This is a genomic window from Clostridium sp. AF19-22AC (assembly GCF_003479085.1).
GTDB lineage: Bacteria > Bacillota > Clostridia > Lachnospirales > Lachnospiraceae > Faecalicatena_A > Faecalicatena_A orotica.
Genome location: NZ_QUGN01000026.1, coordinates 12,525 through 29,699 on the forward strand (window position 1 = coordinate 12,525; position 17,175 = coordinate 29,699).

At 39.5% G+C, this 17,175-nt stretch carries 18 protein-coding genes, 1 tRNA gene and 1 pseudogene; 1 reads left to right on the forward strand and 19 read right to left on the reverse strand.

Going from position 1 to position 17,175, the window contains the following annotated elements; translation table 11 throughout:
- Positions 1–100: 100 nt before the first annotated feature.
- From DWX43_RS22105 to DWX43_RS22145, 11 genes and pseudogenes are all read right to left on the reverse strand, one after another.
- On the reverse strand, positions 101–1,126 hold the full coding sequence (locus DWX43_RS22105) for an aldo/keto reductase (protein WP_118621894.1): 1,026 nt from the start codon (positions 1,124–1,126) through the stop codon (positions 101–103).
- A gap of 164 nt (positions 1,127–1,290) precedes the next feature.
- Positions 1,291–1,731 (reverse strand): GNAT family N-acetyltransferase, encoded by a 441-nt coding sequence (locus DWX43_RS22110; protein ID WP_118621895.1) that lies wholly within the window; start codon positions 1,729–1,731, stop codon positions 1,291–1,293.
- Between the two features lie 330 nt (positions 1,732–2,061).
- Positions 2,062–2,544, reverse strand: coding sequence for a hypothetical protein (locus tag DWX43_RS27685; protein ID WP_330582303.1), 483 nt, complete (start codon positions 2,542–2,544; stop codon positions 2,062–2,064).
- Positions 2,545–2,670, reverse strand: coding sequence for an ORF6N domain-containing protein (locus DWX43_RS27690; protein WP_347559316.1), 126 nt, complete (start codon positions 2,668–2,670; stop codon positions 2,545–2,547). It abuts the gene before it with no gap.
- Between the two features lie 23 nt (positions 2,671–2,693).
- Positions 2,694–2,861, reverse strand: a pseudogene (locus tag DWX43_RS27695) (ORF6N domain-containing protein); the annotation flags it as partial.
- A 533-nt stretch (positions 2,862–3,394) separates the two neighbouring features.
- A tRNA-Arg gene (locus DWX43_RS22120) sits at positions 3,395–3,468 on the reverse strand.
- A 161-nt stretch (positions 3,469–3,629) separates the two neighbouring features.
- The gene (locus DWX43_RS22125; RefSeq protein WP_109733278.1) at positions 3,630–4,505 is read right to left on the reverse strand and encodes a DUF3881 family protein; all 876 of its coding nucleotides are present in this window, start codon (positions 4,503–4,505) and stop codon (positions 3,630–3,632) included.
- Between the two features lie 14 nt (positions 4,506–4,519).
- Complete coding sequence (gene serS, locus DWX43_RS22130) at positions 4,520–5,809, reverse strand: serine--tRNA ligase (protein ID WP_109733277.1); 1,290 nt, start codon at positions 5,807–5,809, stop codon at positions 4,520–4,522.
- Positions 5,810–5,892: 83 nt separating this feature from the next.
- Positions 5,893–6,432 (reverse strand): DUF4446 family protein, encoded by a 540-nt coding sequence (locus DWX43_RS22135; protein ID WP_109733276.1) that lies wholly within the window; start codon positions 6,430–6,432, stop codon positions 5,893–5,895.
- 93 nt (positions 6,433–6,525) lie between these two features.
- Positions 6,526–7,455 (reverse strand): ParB/RepB/Spo0J family partition protein, encoded by a 930-nt coding sequence (locus DWX43_RS22140; RefSeq protein WP_109733275.1) that lies wholly within the window; start codon positions 7,453–7,455, stop codon positions 6,526–6,528.
- A 1-nt stretch (position 7,456) separates the two neighbouring features.
- Positions 7,457–8,224, reverse strand: a complete 768-nt coding sequence (locus DWX43_RS22145; RefSeq protein ID WP_109733274.1) for an AAA family ATPase — start codon at positions 8,222–8,224, stop codon at positions 7,457–7,459.
- Between the two features lie 365 nt (positions 8,225–8,589).
- On the opposite strand from DWX43_RS22145, the gene DWX43_RS22150 reads away from it, so the two are divergent.
- A complete protein-coding gene (locus DWX43_RS22150; protein ID WP_118621896.1) occupies positions 8,590–9,561 on the forward strand; it encodes an alpha/beta fold hydrolase in 972 nt (323 codons plus the stop codon).
- Between the two features lie 79 nt (positions 9,562–9,640).
- Here the strand turns inward: DWX43_RS22150 and rsmG are convergent, their stop codons facing one another.
- The 8 genes from rsmG to rpmH all read right to left on the reverse strand — a co-directional run bounded on the left by rsmG (position 9,641) and on the right by rpmH (position 16,842).
- Positions 9,641–10,354 (reverse strand): 16S rRNA (guanine(527)-N(7))-methyltransferase RsmG, encoded by a 714-nt coding sequence (rsmG, locus tag DWX43_RS22155; protein WP_118621926.1) that lies wholly within the window; start codon positions 10,352–10,354, stop codon positions 9,641–9,643.
- Positions 10,355–10,396: 42 nt separating this feature from the next.
- The gene (gene mnmG, locus DWX43_RS22160; protein WP_118621897.1) at positions 10,397–12,289 is read right to left on the reverse strand and encodes a tRNA uridine-5-carboxymethylaminomethyl(34) synthesis enzyme MnmG; all 1,893 of its coding nucleotides are present in this window, start codon (positions 12,287–12,289) and stop codon (positions 10,397–10,399) included.
- Complete coding sequence (mnmE, locus tag DWX43_RS22165) at positions 12,255–13,664, reverse strand: tRNA uridine-5-carboxymethylaminomethyl(34) synthesis GTPase MnmE (RefSeq protein ID WP_118621898.1); 1,410 nt, start codon at positions 13,662–13,664, stop codon at positions 12,255–12,257. The genes mnmG and mnmE overlap by 35 nt, the downstream gene beginning before the upstream one ends.
- 159 nt (positions 13,665–13,823) lie before the next feature.
- Entirely contained in the window at positions 13,824–14,690 is an 867-nt protein-coding gene (gene jag, locus DWX43_RS22170; protein ID WP_118621899.1) for an RNA-binding cell elongation regulator Jag/EloR, read from the reverse strand.
- A gap of 28 nt (positions 14,691–14,718) precedes the next feature.
- A complete protein-coding gene (locus DWX43_RS22175) occupies positions 14,719–16,008 on the reverse strand; it encodes a YidC/Oxa1 family membrane protein insertase (RefSeq protein WP_118621900.1) in 1,290 nt (429 codons plus the stop codon).
- Positions 16,009–16,020: 12 nt separating this feature from the next.
- Positions 16,021–16,233 (reverse strand): membrane protein insertion efficiency factor YidD, encoded by a 213-nt coding sequence (gene yidD, locus DWX43_RS22180; RefSeq protein WP_109733268.1) that lies wholly within the window; start codon positions 16,231–16,233, stop codon positions 16,021–16,023.
- 79 nt (positions 16,234–16,312) lie between these two features.
- Positions 16,313–16,651 (reverse strand): ribonuclease P protein component, encoded by a 339-nt coding sequence (rnpA, locus tag DWX43_RS22185; protein WP_118621901.1) that lies wholly within the window; start codon positions 16,649–16,651, stop codon positions 16,313–16,315.
- A gap of 56 nt (positions 16,652–16,707) precedes the next feature.
- Positions 16,708–16,842, reverse strand: a complete 135-nt coding sequence (rpmH, locus tag DWX43_RS22190; protein ID WP_109733266.1) for a 50S ribosomal protein L34 — start codon at positions 16,840–16,842, stop codon at positions 16,708–16,710.
- Positions 16,843–17,175: the final 333 nt, after the last annotated feature.

Genomic DNA, 17,175 nt, shown 5'->3' on the forward strand with positions numbered 1-17,175 from the left:
ATAAAAAGTGCCGGAAACATTAAATTTCCAGCACTTTGCACGCTAATTTTTTTCTCCACCATCAGTCACTCCGGATTAAGAAGTTCATCCTGCACTGCTTCTAGACATCCACTTCCCCCGCCAGAATTTTCTTATAATCCTCATAATTCTTTTTCAACAGCTCCGGCGTATTGAGCTCATAAGGACACCTCTTCTTACACTCGCCACAATTCAGACAATTCTCTATCTTCTTCATATTATCCTGCCACTGGGGACTTAACCAGTCAGCAGATGGCGCCCTTCGGATCATCTGTGACATCCTTGCGCAGTTATTGATTGGAATCTCAGCCGGACACGGCAGACAGTATCCACATCCACGACAGAAATCCCCTGTCAGCTCCAGTTTTTCCTTTTCAATAAATGCAGTTATCTCCTCATCCAGAACCGGAGGATGCTCCATATATCCAAGCCACTCCTCCAACTCTTCCAGCTTCTGAATCCCCCATATCGGCAGTACATGGTCGAACTGGGACATAAACGCAAAAGCCGCGCGGGAGTTGTTAATCAGCCCTCCTGCCAGACCCTTCATGGCAATAAATCCCATTTTCTGTTCTTTACACATATCAACCAACTCCAGCTCCTTGTCAATAGAAAGATAGCTGAGCGGATACTGCATTGTCTCATAGAGTCCCGACTTTACACACTCCCTTGCCACTTCAAGCTTATGGGAAGTTACGCCAATATGGAGTATTTTTCCCTGCTCCTTCGCCTTCTGCATACATTCATACATGCCAGTCCCGTCCCCTGGCCGGTAACAAGTATCCACACAATGAAACTGGTAGATATCTATGTAGTCCGTCTGAAGCATCCGAAGCGATTCCTCAAGATCACACCAAAACGCCTCCGGCGTCCTCGCCATTGTCTTACTGGCAAGAAAAATCTTATCTCTTACCTCTCCCAGCGCCTTACCAATCTTCTGCTCACTATCACTATAGGCCCTTGCGGTATCAAAAAAAGTCATACCACCCTCATAAGCCCTCCTCAAAATCAAAGACGCCATCTCCATGTCCACCCTCTGAACAGGCAAGGCGCCAAAAGCATTCTGTGGCACAGTAATGCCCGTCGTACCTAACGTAATCCGCTTCACAAATATACCTCCTTACAATCTAATCTATATTAATATTAATTATACATGGTTTTCAAATGATTACAATTGCTTTAGTTTTACATGACTGATATACTTTCAGACTATTTTGTAGTGACACATATAGATGAAGAACGGAATGTTGTCTTTGTGGCTTTTGAAATTTATCAAGCTAACCTCATATATAAAAGTGGATATGGATTACCTTGTTCATCACATTCTGTTCTTTTATAAACTTCAAACCCCATGTATTCATAGAAACCTTTAGCAAGAGGATTTTGTTCATTAACGGCTAAATCATTAACCGAATATTTATCTATTCCATATTTAAGCAGTTCTTTACCAATTCCTTTCCCTCTTTCCTCATGAGAAATAAAAAGCATTTCAAGGTGTTGTTCTACAATACCCATAAAACCAACTGGAACTTGATTTTCGTTTTCAACAATAATTAATTGGGGGATCTCATTAAGTGCTTGTGGTACATACTTCTTAATGTCTTCTATTTCACTAACCGATAGAAAGAGATGTGTTGCCTTTACAGAACTTTCCCACACTTTTAATAACTGCTCTATCAGCGAATTTCTGTCTGTTACTTCAATAATTTTCATTTTATATACCCCCATCAAATTGAAAGTCGTTTTTTAAATTATATTACGCATCCACAATTTTTTTCTTTAGGGGTTGCCCCCTATTATTCCCAAACAAAAAAGCCGAAGCCCTTTGTTTTCCAAGGTATCTCCGACTTTTTCCATTAGCGTTCCTGAGCGGATTCGAACCGCTGGCCTTCCGCTTAGGAGATGGTTTTCCAGGTATAAAGCAGCTTCCTTATAAGTTTAACTAATCCCTTTATATCCCTGCTGTTACCCAAAGACAAATATATTCTCTCACTCCCCGTTTGCCTCCGTCAAACTTGAAGTGGCTATTTGCGGTTTAAAGCATTATTCCTCCATTTCCAATTCTAACCGTTGCAATATGTCTTTGACAATTCCTACATCTTGAATAAGGTTAATGCCAAAACATTTTTTGCCTGCATCTTTTAATGATGCTCCCACATGATAAGCTTTTTCTCTGTCAATGATTAAGAAACGGTCATGGAACACATTTGTATATTTCACATTCAATGTCGGATATTGTGCATTAAAATTCTGCATATCTGTTTTCGTAAGCCGCGTCCGTTTCTGCGTGTAAATAGTCACAGCCACATTTTCTTTTTTCTTGGAAAACAAATTCAATGTTTCCACATCTACATATCCGTCTATAAGTGCAATTTCTTTTTCTGCCTTTTGTATCAAACTGACAATCAGGCTAAACGCATCATAAATCTGTCCATCAAAAAATATCTTCTGGCTTGCTTCTTCATGCTCAGATATGTATTCAAATATCTGCTCCAGCTTTTCATCCGTCCGCTTCTGATATTCCAACTAAGGAAGCGTACGTCTGCCACCATGACCACTTTCTTCATTGCTTGAAATCACAAATTGTGATTTCAAGTTTTCATATTCACTTTCAGATAATTGAAAACGAAATTTTTCTGGAAATCGTGCCATGTTTCTTTTACGGCTTGATTCAACGTCCTCGTTTCCACTTGATATAACATTGCTAAATCGCTGTCTATCATCACTTGCTGATTGCGAACCACATATATAAAATTTTTTATATCAGATTGAGCTGATTCTACAGTTGATATCTGTATATTTTCATCTGCTTCTGCCAAAGTGGTCTGTTCTGTTTTTACCATACATTTAATCCTTTCTTAAACTTGAAATTGCAAATTGAATTCTCAAGTTAGTATTTTTCTATACTTGAAATCACAAATTGCAACCTTAAAACTTTTTTCTTACAATTCCATTGTACCATTTTACAGGCTTTTTAACACATAAATCCACATAGAAAAGGTTAATCTTTTTGGACAATTACGTGCTGCTAAATAATATTGATTGTAAAAATTTTTTCTTTCAAATTTTCTTCTCTCTGTTTATTTTTCTAATATTGCTTGATATTTACTTTCTTCTTTAGGCGTTAACTTAGCCAAGCACTTATTATAAACGGAAGCAGTAGTAAGTTTAACTATGCATAACTAGGAACTGATATCATTATAAACAAGAAAAAAGATAACAACATTCGCATTTTAAATTACAGCATTTTTAACTGCTTTTTTCTCCAATTAGCAAAAACGGTATTTTCATTATCAAATCTCTCACCCCCCAATTATTCCAAACAAAAAAGCCGAAGCCCTTTATTTTCCAAGGTATCTCCGACTTTTTTCATTAACGTTCCTGAGCGGATTCGAACCGCTGGCCTTCCGCTTAGGAGGCGGACGCTCTATCCTGCTGAGCTACAGAAACTTATAAAACTTTATTTACTTATTTCCTGAACACAACTATTAATATAACATGAAACTCAAATTTTCTCAACTTTTTTCGGGAAGAATTTTAGAAGAATTTTAAATTTTATAGTTATGAAACTTTATATATTTCCTATACTTCTTTCATTCTTCCCGTTTTATTTAAAAATTAATATATCCCTGCAGCCATATAGTACCTTTAAAACGTCTGCCGATCTCTGGTTCCCCCATTACCTCGTTTGCAGGAACGCAGATATCAAACTGCAGCTCATTCACATCGAGTTTCATCTGATATAAAGGTTCTTTTGTCAGGATATTCTCCCGCTTTCTTACGGCCAGTATCTCGCCCATGATTGAGTAAAGGTCACATTCCACACCATAAGGCATAAAATATGTATCAACGATGGTGAAGATATCCTCTTTCATAAGACGTCTCGATACCTTTGAGTATGTATCGATATCATCAAGCGTCAGTGTCTCGATTGCAGTCGGGTCACCGCTTCTTGCTGCATCAAGCAGCAGTTTTCTGTTATCGGATGCCTCCCTCTCCGTCTTAACCTGTTCCTCACTCTTTCTCACAGGAAAAAGTATCTTTCCTGACAATGCGAGCCCTGAAAACGTAACTGAGGTCGCCATGCCGTTCACGAGTCCCAGCTGGCGCTCCCTCATATACTCAATTCCATTCTGGAGATGGAAGATCAGGCTGATGCCGACTTTCGGGTCTTCACAGATACCTACATACTGTTCCTTTTCAATTCTTTTGTCTACGGCTACATCTGCATAAGTAGTGATTCCGCTTCCTTCAAAATATGGAAAGTAATAATCTGCATCAAAATTCTCTTCTTCATCTAGTTCGCCGCAGATTGTAATACCTACATTCTGCCCGTATTCCTTCTGGAACTCACAGTAATCTGCCCAATCCTTATATGACACAATTGTCTGATGCGTAAAATTAGTTTCTACCTGTTTCAGAAGTTCTTTTAAATCATTCTTTGTCTTCAAGTTATTGAAACCAATTGCTTTTAGGTATTGATGCATAATGTTCTCCAAATCTATTTCTTTTTTACAGCAATTTCAGTATTTCCGCCCATATATGGCTGAAGTGCTTCCGGTATCTTTACAGAACCATCTGCCTGGAGATTATTTTCAAGAAAAGCAATCAACATTCTCGGCGGCGCCACTACTGTATTATTTAGTGTATGCGCAAAATATTTGCCATCTGCACCTTTTACTCTGATTCCCAGTCTTCTTGCCTGAGCATCCCCGAGGTTAGAGCAGCTTCCTACTTCAAAATATTTTTTCTGTCTCGGTGACCAAGCTTCAACATCTACTGATTTCACTTTCAGGTCTGCCAGATCTCCTGAGCAGCACTCTAACGTACGGACAGGGATATCCAGTGAACGGAACAGATCTACCGTGTTCTGCCACAACTTATCATACCACTGCATACTCTCTTCCGGTTTGCAGACAACGATCATTTCCTGCTTTTCAAATTGATGGATGCGGTATACACCTCTCTCTTCTATTCCGTGTGCACCTTTTTCTTTTCTAAAACATGGCGAATAGCTTGTCAGTGTCTGGGGAAGTTCCTCTTCAGTCAGCTGTGTATCAATAAATTTACCGATCATGGAATGTTCACTTGTACCGATCAGATACAGGTCTTCACCCTCGATCTTATACATCATGGCATCCATTTCTGCAAAACTCATAACGCCTGTTACGACATTGCTTCTGATCATGAAAGGTGGTACACAATATGTGAATCCTCTATTAATCATGAAGTCTCTTGCATATGAGATTACAGCGGAATGAAGGCGCGCTATATCCCCCATCAGATAGTAGAATCCATTTCCGGCAACTCTTCTCGCGCTGTCCAGATCAATTCCGTTAAACTTCTCCATGATCTCAGTATGATATGGAATCTCAAAGTCCGGTACTACAGGCTCGCCGTACCTTTCTATTTCTACATTTTCACTGTCGTCTTTTCCTATTGGAACAGATGGATCAATGATATTCGGTATAATCATCATCTTCTGTTTGATGTTTTCTTCTACTTCTTTTTCCTCTGCAGAAAGTGTTTCTATTCTGTCAGCATTTTCAGCAATCTGCTTTTTAACAGCTTCTGCCTCTTCCTTTTTTCCCTGACCCATGAGGGCGCCAATCTGTTTGGAAATCTTATTCTTCTCTGCACGCAGTGCTTCTACTTCCTGTTTAATCTCCCGGTTTCTCTTATCCAGTTCGAGTACTTCATCAACTAATGGGAGCTTTGAATCCTGAAACTTATTTCTGATGTTCTGCTTTACCTCTTCTGGATTGTTTCTTACAAATTTAATGTCTAACATAGTATCCTCCTCAATTTTATATATCCTTTATACTGATCTTTTATGAATAACTATACATGAAAAACTGTTTGTAAACAACTTTTTTACAGACCACGCTCCAGATCTGTTTTCAAGCCATAGGCATCCTGATAGATTGCTCTTTCCAAAGATTCTACTTCTTCTTCCGCAAGCTCTATATAACTCTGCCCTTTTACAATTTCTTTAATATAGGTATAACAGCCTTCTCTGCTGTGCATTGCATTCAAAATCCACCCGTTATCTTCCTCATCCAGCATTGTCAGGGCAAAACTCAAATTTCCTCCCATTTCATGAAATGCATCGTATTTTACAATACCAATCTTTTGGTAATGAGATTTCATTTTCTTATAAATATCACTAATATTCTGCTCGTTTTTCTTGGCCAGTTCAGTAACCTCGTCGAGTTCGGCAAACCTTGCCAGTATGCTTTCCTCTAAATTCTTCCCATCTTTCCCTTTCATAAACGAATTATAGCTTACTTTCAGGCGGTTATATTTCATATTTACACTGATAAGCAGTATAAACAGCAGAACCTGAATCAAAAATAGTAATATTATAAAATATGCCGGATCTATTCCAAGGCTGGTTAATAAACTATTTTCCATTATTATATCTCCTTCTTAATTATTCACGCTGACTCTCCTCTACTCATATTCTCCCCATTTTGCAGTGCCTTATTTTGATCCGATTTGAATTTACTAATTATCTTTGATAGACATAATCAGATCGAATATACGTTCGAGTTCATCTTCTGAGTAATATTCAATCTCTATTTTCCCTTTTCCATTCGTCTTCGGACTGACATTTACCTTTGTACCGATTATGCTCTTCATTTTCTCTTCCAGATTATCATAGATAAATGTATGCTCTGGTTTTTCCGGCTTTTGTACCTTTTTAGGATTTTTCAATGCCTTTACAAGCTTTTCAGTCTCTCTTACGCTAAGCTTTTCATCAAATATTTTATTTGCTATTGCATACTGCTGTTCTTCCTCATCAATTGCAAGGAGTGCACGGGCATGTCCGGTTGTAATCATGTCATCTACGATCATTTGCTGTACTCTTGCACTAAGTTTTAAAAGTCGCATAGAGTTTGTAACTGCAGTTCTGCTTTTAGATACTCTTTCTGCAACTTCATCCTGCTTTAGGCTGAATTCTTCCAGCAGCCGCTTATATGCCATGGCTTCTTCTATCGGGTTAAGGTTTTCTCTCTGTATGTTTTCAATCAGGGATATCTCTACGATTTCCTGATCTGTATATGTTTTAATCACTACAGGCACTTCTTTTATTCCGGCCAGCTTTGCCGCTCTCCACCGTCTCTCACCGGCGATAATTTCATAATAATCCTTTTTTTTCTGGACTAAAAGCGGCTGAAGTATGCCAAATTGCTTGATAGAATCAGCCAGTTCAAGCAATGCATCTTCATCAAATTCTTTACGCGGCTGGTCCCTGTTTGGCTCAACCTGATTAATCTTCACCAGTATTTCGCCGGATTCACTTACTTTTTCATTGCTATTTTTCTCTGCATCCGCCTTGTTTAAAGTATTACCCGGCTTCTTAGCCGCCTTATCACTTCTATCAGGAATCAGACTATCCAGACCTTTTCCGAGACCATTTCTTTTTACTGCCATATTATTCTTCTCCTTTATGTATTACTTCGTCTGCTAACAACATATAACTCTCTGCCCCTGCAGATTTAGGATCATATAAATTAATAGGCATACCATAACTTGGAGCCTCTGCTAAACGAATATTTCTCGGTATAATTGTCTTATATATATTCTGTTCCAGGTTGTCCTTAACATTTTCTACAACTTGCAGTGATAAATTTGTCCTGGCATCATACATTGTAAAGACAACACCCTCTATCTCTAGTGTGGGATTCAGTCTTTCCTGAACCAGTTCAATCGTATGGATGAGCTGACTCAAACCTTCCAATGCGTAATATTCACATTGAATCGGAACAAGAACCGAATCAGCTGTTGTCATCGCATTTATAGTAAGCATGCTCAATGCAGGAGGACAATCAATAATAACAAAATCATAGTTGTCCTTTACCTTATTTATCTCATTTTTTATGATGTATTCTTTATTATCAACGCCGATCAATTCGATCTCTGCTGCTGATAAATCAATATTAGATGGGAGAACGTCCAAATTTTCAAAAACATCTTTGCAAATGCATTCTTCAATGCCGGCATTTCCTATAATCAGGTCATATACACTATTTTCAACCTCATTTTTATTCACACTAAGTCCACTGGTCATATTTCCCTGAGGATCCATGTCCAGAGCCAGAACCTTCTTACCGCAGCTGGCCAGTGAGGCTGATAAATTAATAGCTGTAGTAGTCTTCCCTACACCGCCCTTTTGGTTTGCTATTGCTATAATTCTTCCCATTTTAATACTCCTTTCATTGAACACCTCATTATTATATCACCTTTTAAAGCGTATATCTACCTAATGTTTCACGTGAAACATAGAATTTTATATAAACATTTGCAAATTTATTAGGAAGTTTTACACTGAAAGGGAATGGTCAAAAAAACAGATTTAGCTTTGACTTTTTGGTTATGTAAATAAATGTTTCACGTGAAACATTTAGATTTTTTTACTGTCTTAATTTTTTTATTTTTCTAAATTCTTAATTCTTTCTCTCCACTTAAAGTTTTTCTTTATTTGGAGCCGCCGTTGTAGTATAATAATAAATATATCTTGTTAAGCCCATTCGTTTAATAAATATAAATTTTGAAAGAGGTGATTCTTTGACTTGGAAAAAGAAACTCACAACATGTACTGTTTTAGCAGGTACCACCGTAGGTATTATGCATGTTGTTAATAGATTGGTTTACTACATTTCTACGATAGATAATCTATTATATAATAAAGATGAAAAGTACTATGACTGGAGATTCGGCAGTATATATTATACTAAGCAGGGGAAAGGTTCTCCAATCTTACTGATACATGATTTAGATGTCAGCAGTTCAGCATATGAATGGAATAAGATTGTTGCCGGACTTTCCAGAACAAATACAGTCTATACCATAGATCTGCTGGGATGCGGACGTTCACAGAAGCCTAATCTTACTTATACTAATTACTTGTATGTTCAGATGATCACCGATTTTATTCACCATGTAATTGGAGAAAAGACAGATGTCATAGCCACCGGAGAATCCGGTACCTTTGTATTAATGGCATGTGCAAATGACAATACAGTTATCAATAAGATTATGCTTGTAAACCCCGGGGATCTTGTGTCCCTTGCAAAGATACCGACTAAGCGTACCAAACTGATACAACATATTATTAATACCCCTGTATTAGGTACCTTTATCTATAATATGCGTATTAACAAACGTACAATTGAAGAGGATTTCAGAAGCCAGTATTTATACGATCAGAATAAGCTGGAAGAAAGAACAATTATGACATATTTTGAAGCTTCACACAAATGCAGCACACATTCAAAATATCTCTATGCAAGTATTAAATCAAGATTTACAAATGCAAATGTCATCCACTGTCTCAAAGATATTAATAACAGTATCTTTATTATAGTAGGAAATGCTAATCCGGAGAATGCTCTGATAGCAAACCAGTATCAGAATCATCTCCCATCTATAGAAGTCATTGGAATTGATAAGACAAAGCACCTTCCGCAGCTGGAATCACCAGATGAATTTATCGATCAGGTTAAAGTACTTTTTGATATCGATGGTGCCGACGAATAATACCAACACCTCAAATGAGATAGTCCCTCATAAATGTACAATAATGAAAGCGACGGTATGGCTGATACCGTCGCTTTCATTATACTATCGGTTCCTTTCCGGGCAGTCCTGCCTTTCTCGGATACTTTTTAGCTGTATTCTTATTCTTTTCTACTTTCACAAATGATCTGCCTATTTCTGTTCCCGGAAGCTGAAATTTAACTGTATCTTCTAAACTGCCTCCTAACACATTTACTGCTTTTTTTGAAGCATTTAATTCATCCTCAATATTTCCAGATTTATATGAAATAAATATACCCCCTACCCGTATATATGGTATGCAGTACTCACTGAGTGTTGCGAGATTTGCAACTGCCCTGGATACACACAAATCAAATTTTTCCCTATATTCCTCTTTTCGGGCATAGTCTTCTGCCCTTCCGTGCAGTGTTATAATATCCTCTAGCCCCAATTCTTCTATTACTGCATCCAAAAACTTAATCCTTTTATTTAAGGAATCCAAAAGCACCACATGGAGCTGGGGAAATGCAATTTTCAGTGGGATCCCGGGAAACCCTGCTCCTGTCCCTATATCAATCACCGAGCTTACTCCATTCATATCAACAGCTTTTACAATTGCAAGGCTGTCAACAAAATGTTTCTCATTAACCTCATCATACTCAGTAATTCCTGTCAGGTTCATGACTTTATTCCACTCTGTCAGTAATTCATAGTACTTATTAAACTGCTGTTTCTGTGTTTCCGTTAATTCTATATCCAGCTCTTTTAACTGGTTTTCAAACTTATTTGACATATATGCCCCCATTTCAAATTTTATTGCCAGTAAACCAAAGTCCTACCTGCTTTCCAAATAAACGAGAAGTACGGATATATCGGCCGGTGAGACTCCTGATATTCTGGAAGCCTGTCCGATGGATGCTGGACGGATTTCCGTAAGTTTTTGTTTTGCCTCAATACGCAGACTCTGGATACTGTTGTAATCTATATCTTCCGGAATCATCTTTTTCTCTAATTTTTTAAATTGTTCTACCTGACGCTGCTGTCTTTTTATATAACCTTCGTACTTGATATTGATATTGACCTGCTCAATCACATCGTCCGGCAGTTGTTTCCGCTGTCTGTCAATTGGAGCCAATGCTTCATAAGACAGCTCTGGCCGTCTGATCAGTTCCCCGAGTGTAGTCCCTGATGTAAGCGGTGTACTGCCATGGGACGCAAGAAGTTCCTGCACCTCAGCAGACGTGCCTATATTGGTGTGCTCCGCCCGTTTAATCTCATCATTGATCAATTTTTCCTTTTCCAGAAGTTTCTGGTATCTCTCCCCGCTGATGAGTCCCACTTCATATCCAAGCTTTGTCAGCCTCATATCTGCATTGTCCTGACGGAGGAGAAGGCGGTATTCTGCCCGGGAAGTCATCATACGATACGGTTCATGGCTCTCTTTTGTCACCAGATCATCAATCAAAACGCCGATATATCCTTCTGAACGGTCAATTATAATTCCTTCTTTTCCCTGAAGCTTTCTTGCCGCGTTAATTCCGGCTACAAGTCCCTGGGCGGCCGCTTCTTCGTAACCTGAACTTCCGTTGAACTGCCCGCCGCTGAATAATCCTTCCACATTTTTAAACTCAAGCGTACTTTTCAGCTGCCTTGCATCGATACAGTCATATTCAATTGCATATGCATTTCTGACAATTTTAGCATTTTCCAGACCCGGAACAGTCCTGTACATCGCAAACTGCACGTCCTCAGGTAATGAACTTGACATTCCGCCCACATACATTTCCGTTGTATCAAGACCTTCGGGCTCGATAAATACCTGATGACGGTTCTTATCTGCAAATTTTACTACCTTATCTTCGATAGACGGACAGTATCGCGGCCCCGTGCCTTCAATCATCCCCGAAAACAGTGGTGAACGGTCCAGATTTTTTCTTATAATATCATGTGTATTCTCATTCGTATATGTCAGCCAGCAGGAAGCCTGATCGATCTGTACATCCTCCGGGTCAGTCGTAAAGGAGAACGGCACGATCCTGTCATCTCCCTTCTGCTCTTCCATCTTGCTGAAATCAATAGAATTTCTATCGATTCTTGCCGGAGTACCGGTTTTGAAGCGGTACATCTGTATTCCCAGGGATTTTAGGCTTTCTGTCAGGTAATTTGCCGCCTGAAGCCCGTTAGGGCCTGTCTGAGTGCTCACATCACCGTAAATACACCTCGCCTTCAAATAAGTCCCTGTACACAGAATTACCGCCCTGCATGGATATATAGCTCCTGAATACGTCTGTACCCCTGTAACCTTATGATTGTCCGCAAGGATATCTGTTACTTCCATCTGACGGATATCCAGATTTTCCTGATCCTGAAGGACCTGACGCATCGTGCGGCTGTAGCTGGATTTGTCGGCCTGTGCACGCAGTGAATGTACAGCTGGCCCCTTGGACTTATTCAGCATCTTTGACTGTATAAACGTCTTATCAATAACTTTTCCCATCTCCCCGCCAAGTGCGTCCAGTTCCCTGACCAGATGTCCTTTCGAACTGCCTCCAATATTCGGATTACACGGCATCAGCGCGATACTGTCAACACTAACCGTAAATATAACCGTACGAAACCCAAGCCTTGCCGCCGCAAGCGCCGCCTCACAGCCTGCGTGTCCTGCGCCTACAACTGCGATATCATAACCGTCTTTATTTTCCCATACAGAATTTGCTGAATATTTCATTGACTAAATCTTCTCCTATCGTTTCTCCTGTTATACTTCCGAGTGACTCATATGCATCCATCAGATCAATCGAAAAAAAGTCTTCCGGCATCTGATTGTCGATACTTTCTATAACCTTTTCCAGGCTCCCGCATGCATCCATTAGCGCGGCTTTCTGCCTGATATTCGTAATATATACTTCATCATTAAATGAAACCTCTCCATGTAAAAACATCTCCTTTAAGGTTTCTTCCAACTCATTCAATCCCTGTTCTTCCTTCGCTGAAATGTCAATCATCGGAATTGTTCCAGCTTCTGTATTGCCTCTGCTGTTTAAAACTGTCTGATTAATCTCTTCCTGCATTTTTTCTTTCGTTATTACGGTAGTTAAATCTGATTTATTCAACAAAATAATAACCTTCCGGCCGTCCAAAAGCTCCATAATATCTCTGTCATTACTGTCCAGAGGTCTGGATGCATCTACAACATAAATAATCAAATCGGCATTTTTTACATACTCTTTTGCCTTATCGACACCCATTTTTTCAATAATATCATCCGTTTTTCTGATGCCCGCTGTGTCGATCATGTTCAGCGTAAGTCCTTTCAGCTGAATCTGTTCCTCCAGGGCATCGCGTGTCGTCCCCTCTATATCCGTTACGATCGCTCTCTCCTTCCCCGCCAGGACATTCAAAAGGGACGATTTTCCTGCATTTGGTTTTCCCACGATGACTGTCTGGATTCCTTCTTTCATGATTCTCCCACTGTCAGATGAATCGATCAGCTTCTTTATTTCAACTAACAGTTCTTCTGTAACCTTCTTCAAAGTCTCACCATAACCGTCTATATCAATATGTTCCGGATCGTCCAGCGCAGTCTCAATAAATGCAGTATGATAAATAATCTGTTTTCTGATATCCTCTATCTTCTTCCTGACACTGCCTTTCAGCTGGCTGATTGAACTCTGAAGCGCATACTCACTTTGGGATGTGATCACATCTATCACGGCCTCCGCCTGTGACAAATCTAACTTCCCATTTAAAAACGCACGCTTTGTAAATTCCCCCGGCTCTGCGGGTCTTGCACCATTTTTGATGACCGTCTCCAGCACTCTTTTTACTACATAGTTTCCCCCGTGGCAGTTAATTTCCACGGTATCTTCACCTGTAAACGTTCTGGGTGAGCGCATCAGCATAACCAGTACTTCATCAATTGTCTCGTCTTTATCTTTGATGTATCCATAATGGATCGTATGACTTTCAGCCTCAGAAAGCCTTTCTTTCCCATGGTAAATCCTATCTATCACATGAAATGCCTCATCCCCGCTGATACGCACGATTCCAATTCCTGAATTCGTCATACCTGTGGAAATTGCGGCAATTGTATCCTTCTTCATACCTGCCTCCTGCCAATTATCTAACACACTCCAGGCTGCCGCCAAGATCAGGCAGCTTTGATTTGCTGTTTATGAAATAAAAAGACGTTTCCCAACTTCACGAAAGCATCCGTGAAGCGGAAACGTCCTCTTTCGCTTCGATTCTATTACTACTTTTTGTTACTTCTTCAATGTAACAACTACTTTTCTGTAAGGCTCATCTCCCTCACTATGGGTCGTTACGTATGGATCAGACTGAAGTGCTGCGTGGATAATTCTTCTTTCATAAGGATTCATCGGCTCTAAAGATACTGATCTTCTTGAACGTTTTACCTTATATGCAATATTCTTTGCAAGATTCTTAAGTGTCTCTTCTCTTCTTGCACGATAATTCTCTGTATCCAGCTTCACACGTACATATCCGTCCTGATGCTTGTTGGCAACCCTGTTAGCAAGGTACTGGAGAGAATCCAGTGTCTGTCCGCGCTTTCCGATAAGGATTCCCATATTGTCACCCTTCATCTCAATACTTAAGGCTCCGTCAGCATCAATTTCTGAAACCAGTTCCACGGTCATTCCCATGGCCTTCAGTGTATCACATAAAAAGGATTCAACGGCTTTTTTCGTCTCATCTTTTACTTCTGCAAGTTCAGATTCGCGTTTCACAGCCGGCTTTACTTCTTCGCGGTGCGTCTCTTCCCTGAATTCTTTTCTGGAACGCTCTTCTTTTTTTGCGTAATCTTTCTTCTTAGCTTCCTTTACCGGAGCTTTTTTAACTTCAGGTTTTGCTTCCGGCTTCATTTCTGATTTTACTTCTGTCTTAACTTCAGCTTTTACTTCTTGCTTAATCTCAGGCTCTTCTATGACAGGTTCAGGTTTTCTTCTTGCTTCAATAACTGCCTGTTTTACACCTATTCCAAGGAATCCGGCACTTCCCTTTTCAATGACTTCATAATCTAACCGGTCACTGGTCACACCTAACTGAATCAACGCTTCTGTAATTGCATCATCCACTGTTTTTGCAGATACTCTGATACTACCGTTCATCCTGAATCCTTCCTTTCTGTGATTCTAACTATTTATCATCTTCCGTTTTGTCCGATGTACTCTGTCCGCTGTTAAATCTGCTGACAAGGTTTGCCTTTGATGCAAGGCTTCCTGACTTCGCATTCTTCGTATATTGTGCAGCTTTCTGAAGACGCTCTTCTCTTTCCTTATCAGATATATTTGTCTTTTTCTTTTCTTCAACGTTTCTGGTACTTGTAGTTGCCATTCTGTTAATAGACTGTGCAGACGTACCCTTTTTCTCACGTTTCTTTGCAGCCTTTTTCTGATTCTCCTGAATCATCTCGTCTGTTGACTTTTTGCTGAGGTATTTATTAATTGCAAGCTGCTGCACACATCTTACTACCGCACTGATTGCCCAGTACAGACCAAGACCTGCCGGGAGCGTAAATCCCATAAATACTGAAAACAGAGGCATGGTGTATGTCATTGTCTTCATTGAGTTTGCCATCTGGTTGCTCGGGTCAACTTCTGGCTGCGGCTGTAGCTTTACACTGATAAACTGTGTCAGACCTGCCATTACAGGAATGATAGCCGCCATGATAATTCCTAAAATTGAAAAATCTTTAATTGCAGCTGTCAGCATTGTAAATGGTGCTTCACCAATATTAATTCCAAGGAAACTGTTTAAGTGTCCAACAGCCTGTGTTGTTGTTTCTACAATATCATTCAGGGACGGAATCTTGTCCACCAGTGTATTCCATGTGGAATCCTGAAATTTATACAGTGCATTCACAAGTGTATCTGCCTGTGAATAGTCATAAGCCTTTGGGCTCATAAGTACAGGTTTGGCTTCTCCGATCTTCTCCATAATCTTCTGGAAACCATCTGCAGCCATGATCTGATTTACAACCGGCATATAGACATCTTTTACACCCTGTACATAATTCGGAATATTCTGAATTACCGGATACAGCGCAAAAAGTACGGGCATCTGGATCAGCATTGGCAGACATCCACCTGTTGGCGACGTACCATATTTTTCATATACGGTCTGCATCTCTTCTTGTTGCTTTAACATGGACGCCTGGTCTTTTTTACCTGCATACTTTTTCTGAATCTTCTGAATCTCAGGATTCATAACAGAAGACATCTTAGACCATTTCTGTTGTTTAATTGTCAATGGAATCATTAATGTATATACGATGATTGTAAAGATGATGATACAAACACCAATGTTCTGTATCCCGAACAAACCATCCATCACATTATAAATTCCGTTCATCACTTTTCCAAGCAGCCAGGAAATCTGATGAATAACCGGCCAGTCTGCATATCCTGCAGCTAAAATTCCATACATCTCTTATCCTCCTTAAGGTACCGGATCATATCCGCCTTTTGCAAATGGATTGCACCGCAGAATTCTCCAGATTGTTAAGGCACCGCCTTTGATCGCACCATACTTCTGAATCGCTTCAATACCGTACTGTGAACAGGTCGGTGTATAGATGCAGTGATACCTTGTCTTTAATCCGGACAGATATTTTTGATAGAACCGGATAAGTCCTATTAAAACACGCTTCATCTGCGTCGCTCCCTTTCTTTAGCGCCTGCCATGCTGCTCATGGGCTTTTAAGTACATCTCAGCGCTTCTACTGATTATTTTACTGATTATATATTTCATGAAGCCTTCCCAAGTGGATGAGTGCACTCTCAATGTCATGATAACCCTTATCTTTTGCACTCACTCTCGCAATCACAATTATATCTAATCCACCTTTGAAATGTGCCTCTTGAAGTCGATAACTTTCTCTGATTAAACGTGTAAGATGATGTCTTACAACACTATTTCCAACTTTCTTGCTCACGGAAATCCCAAGTCTGTTCTTTTCCGTACCATTCTCCCTCACATACATAACAAGATACTTGTTTGCATACGTTTTACTGTTTTTATAAACGATCTGAAAATCTTTATTCTTCTTCAAAGATTCCGAAAACTTCATTCTTTATACCGCGCTTTTCCTTTTATAAATAGAAGAAAAGGCCACATAGATGCGGCCTAAGCTGATAACTGTTTTCTTCCTTTTGCTCTTCTGGCAGCTAAAACTTTTCTTCCGCCCGGAGTACTCATTCTTGCTCTAAAGCCATGAACTTTTGATCTCTGTCTGTTTTTAGGCTGAAATGTCATTTTCATTACCAATACACCTCCTTTAGTTGAGATACTTATTATAAAGTATTTACAATGATTCTCAAATTTTATTTCTTTCTACTATTATAATAGGCAGAAAGACACTGCTCTTAATTATATTCAAAAAATGCCCGTAAGTCAAGCCATTCCCTGCATTTTTCTTAAATTGTGGCAACATCTTTCTGTGTATCAAGTTCTATCTTAATTACTAGGTATCATATCAGCTCTGGTATGCTTTCTTTGATTAAAGAAAAAATCCTTACAAAACTGCAAACCCGCTTTTCCCTTACCAGAGAACAATTAGAAGAATATTTTTCACGCTTTTAATGTGTAAAAGGC

Bases quoted from the DNA above. Each gene is read 5' to 3' on its own strand.
- DWX43_RS22110 (WP_118621895.1), bottom strand. From the start codon at position 1,731: ATGAAAATTATTGAAGTAACAGACAGAAATTCGCTGATAGAGCAGTTA.
- DWX43_RS27690 (WP_347559316.1), bottom strand. From the start codon at position 2,670: ATGGCACGATTTCCAGAAAAATTTCGTTTTCAATTATCTGAAAGTGAA.
- DWX43_RS22125 (WP_109733278.1), bottom strand. From the start codon at position 4,505: ATGCATCAATACCTAAAAGCAATTGGTTTCAATAACTTGAAGACAAAG.
- serS (WP_109733277.1), bottom strand. From the start codon at position 5,809: ATGTTAGACATTAAATTTGTAAGAAACAATCCAGAAGAGGTAAAGCAG.
- DWX43_RS22135 (WP_109733276.1), bottom strand. From the start codon at position 6,432: ATGGAAAATAGTTTATTAACCAGCCTTGGAATAGATCCGGCATATTTT.
- DWX43_RS22140 (WP_109733275.1), bottom strand. From the start codon at position 7,455: ATGGCAGTAAAAAGAAATGGTCTCGGAAAAGGTCTGGATAGTCTGATT.
- DWX43_RS22145 (WP_109733274.1), bottom strand. From the start codon at position 8,224: ATGGGAAGAATTATAGCAATAGCAAACCAAAAGGGCGGTGTAGGGAAG.
- rsmG (WP_118621926.1), bottom strand. From the start codon at position 10,354: ATGTCAAATAAGTTTGAAAACCAGTTAAAAGAGCTGGATATAGAATTA.
- mnmG (WP_118621897.1), bottom strand. From the start codon at position 12,289: ATGAAATATTCAGCAAATTCTGTATGGGAAAATAAAGACGGTTATGAT.
- mnmE (WP_118621898.1), bottom strand. From the start codon at position 13,664: ATGAAGAAGGATACAATTGCCGCAATTTCCACAGGTATGACGAATTCA.
- jag (WP_118621899.1), bottom strand. From the start codon at position 14,690: ATGAACGGTAGTATCAGAGTATCTGCAAAAACAGTGGATGATGCAATT.
- DWX43_RS22175 (WP_118621900.1), bottom strand. From the start codon at position 16,008: ATGTATGGAATTTTAGCTGCAGGATATGCAGACTGGCCGGTTATTCAT.
- yidD (WP_109733268.1), bottom strand. From the start codon at position 16,233: ATGAAGCGTGTTTTAATAGGACTTATCCGGTTCTATCAAAAATATCTG.
- rnpA (WP_118621901.1), bottom strand. From the start codon at position 16,651: ATGAAGTTTTCGGAATCTTTGAAGAAGAATAAAGATTTTCAGATCGTT.
- rpmH (WP_109733266.1), bottom strand. From the start codon at position 16,842: ATGAAAATGACATTTCAGCCTAAAAACAGACAGAGATCAAAAGTTCAT.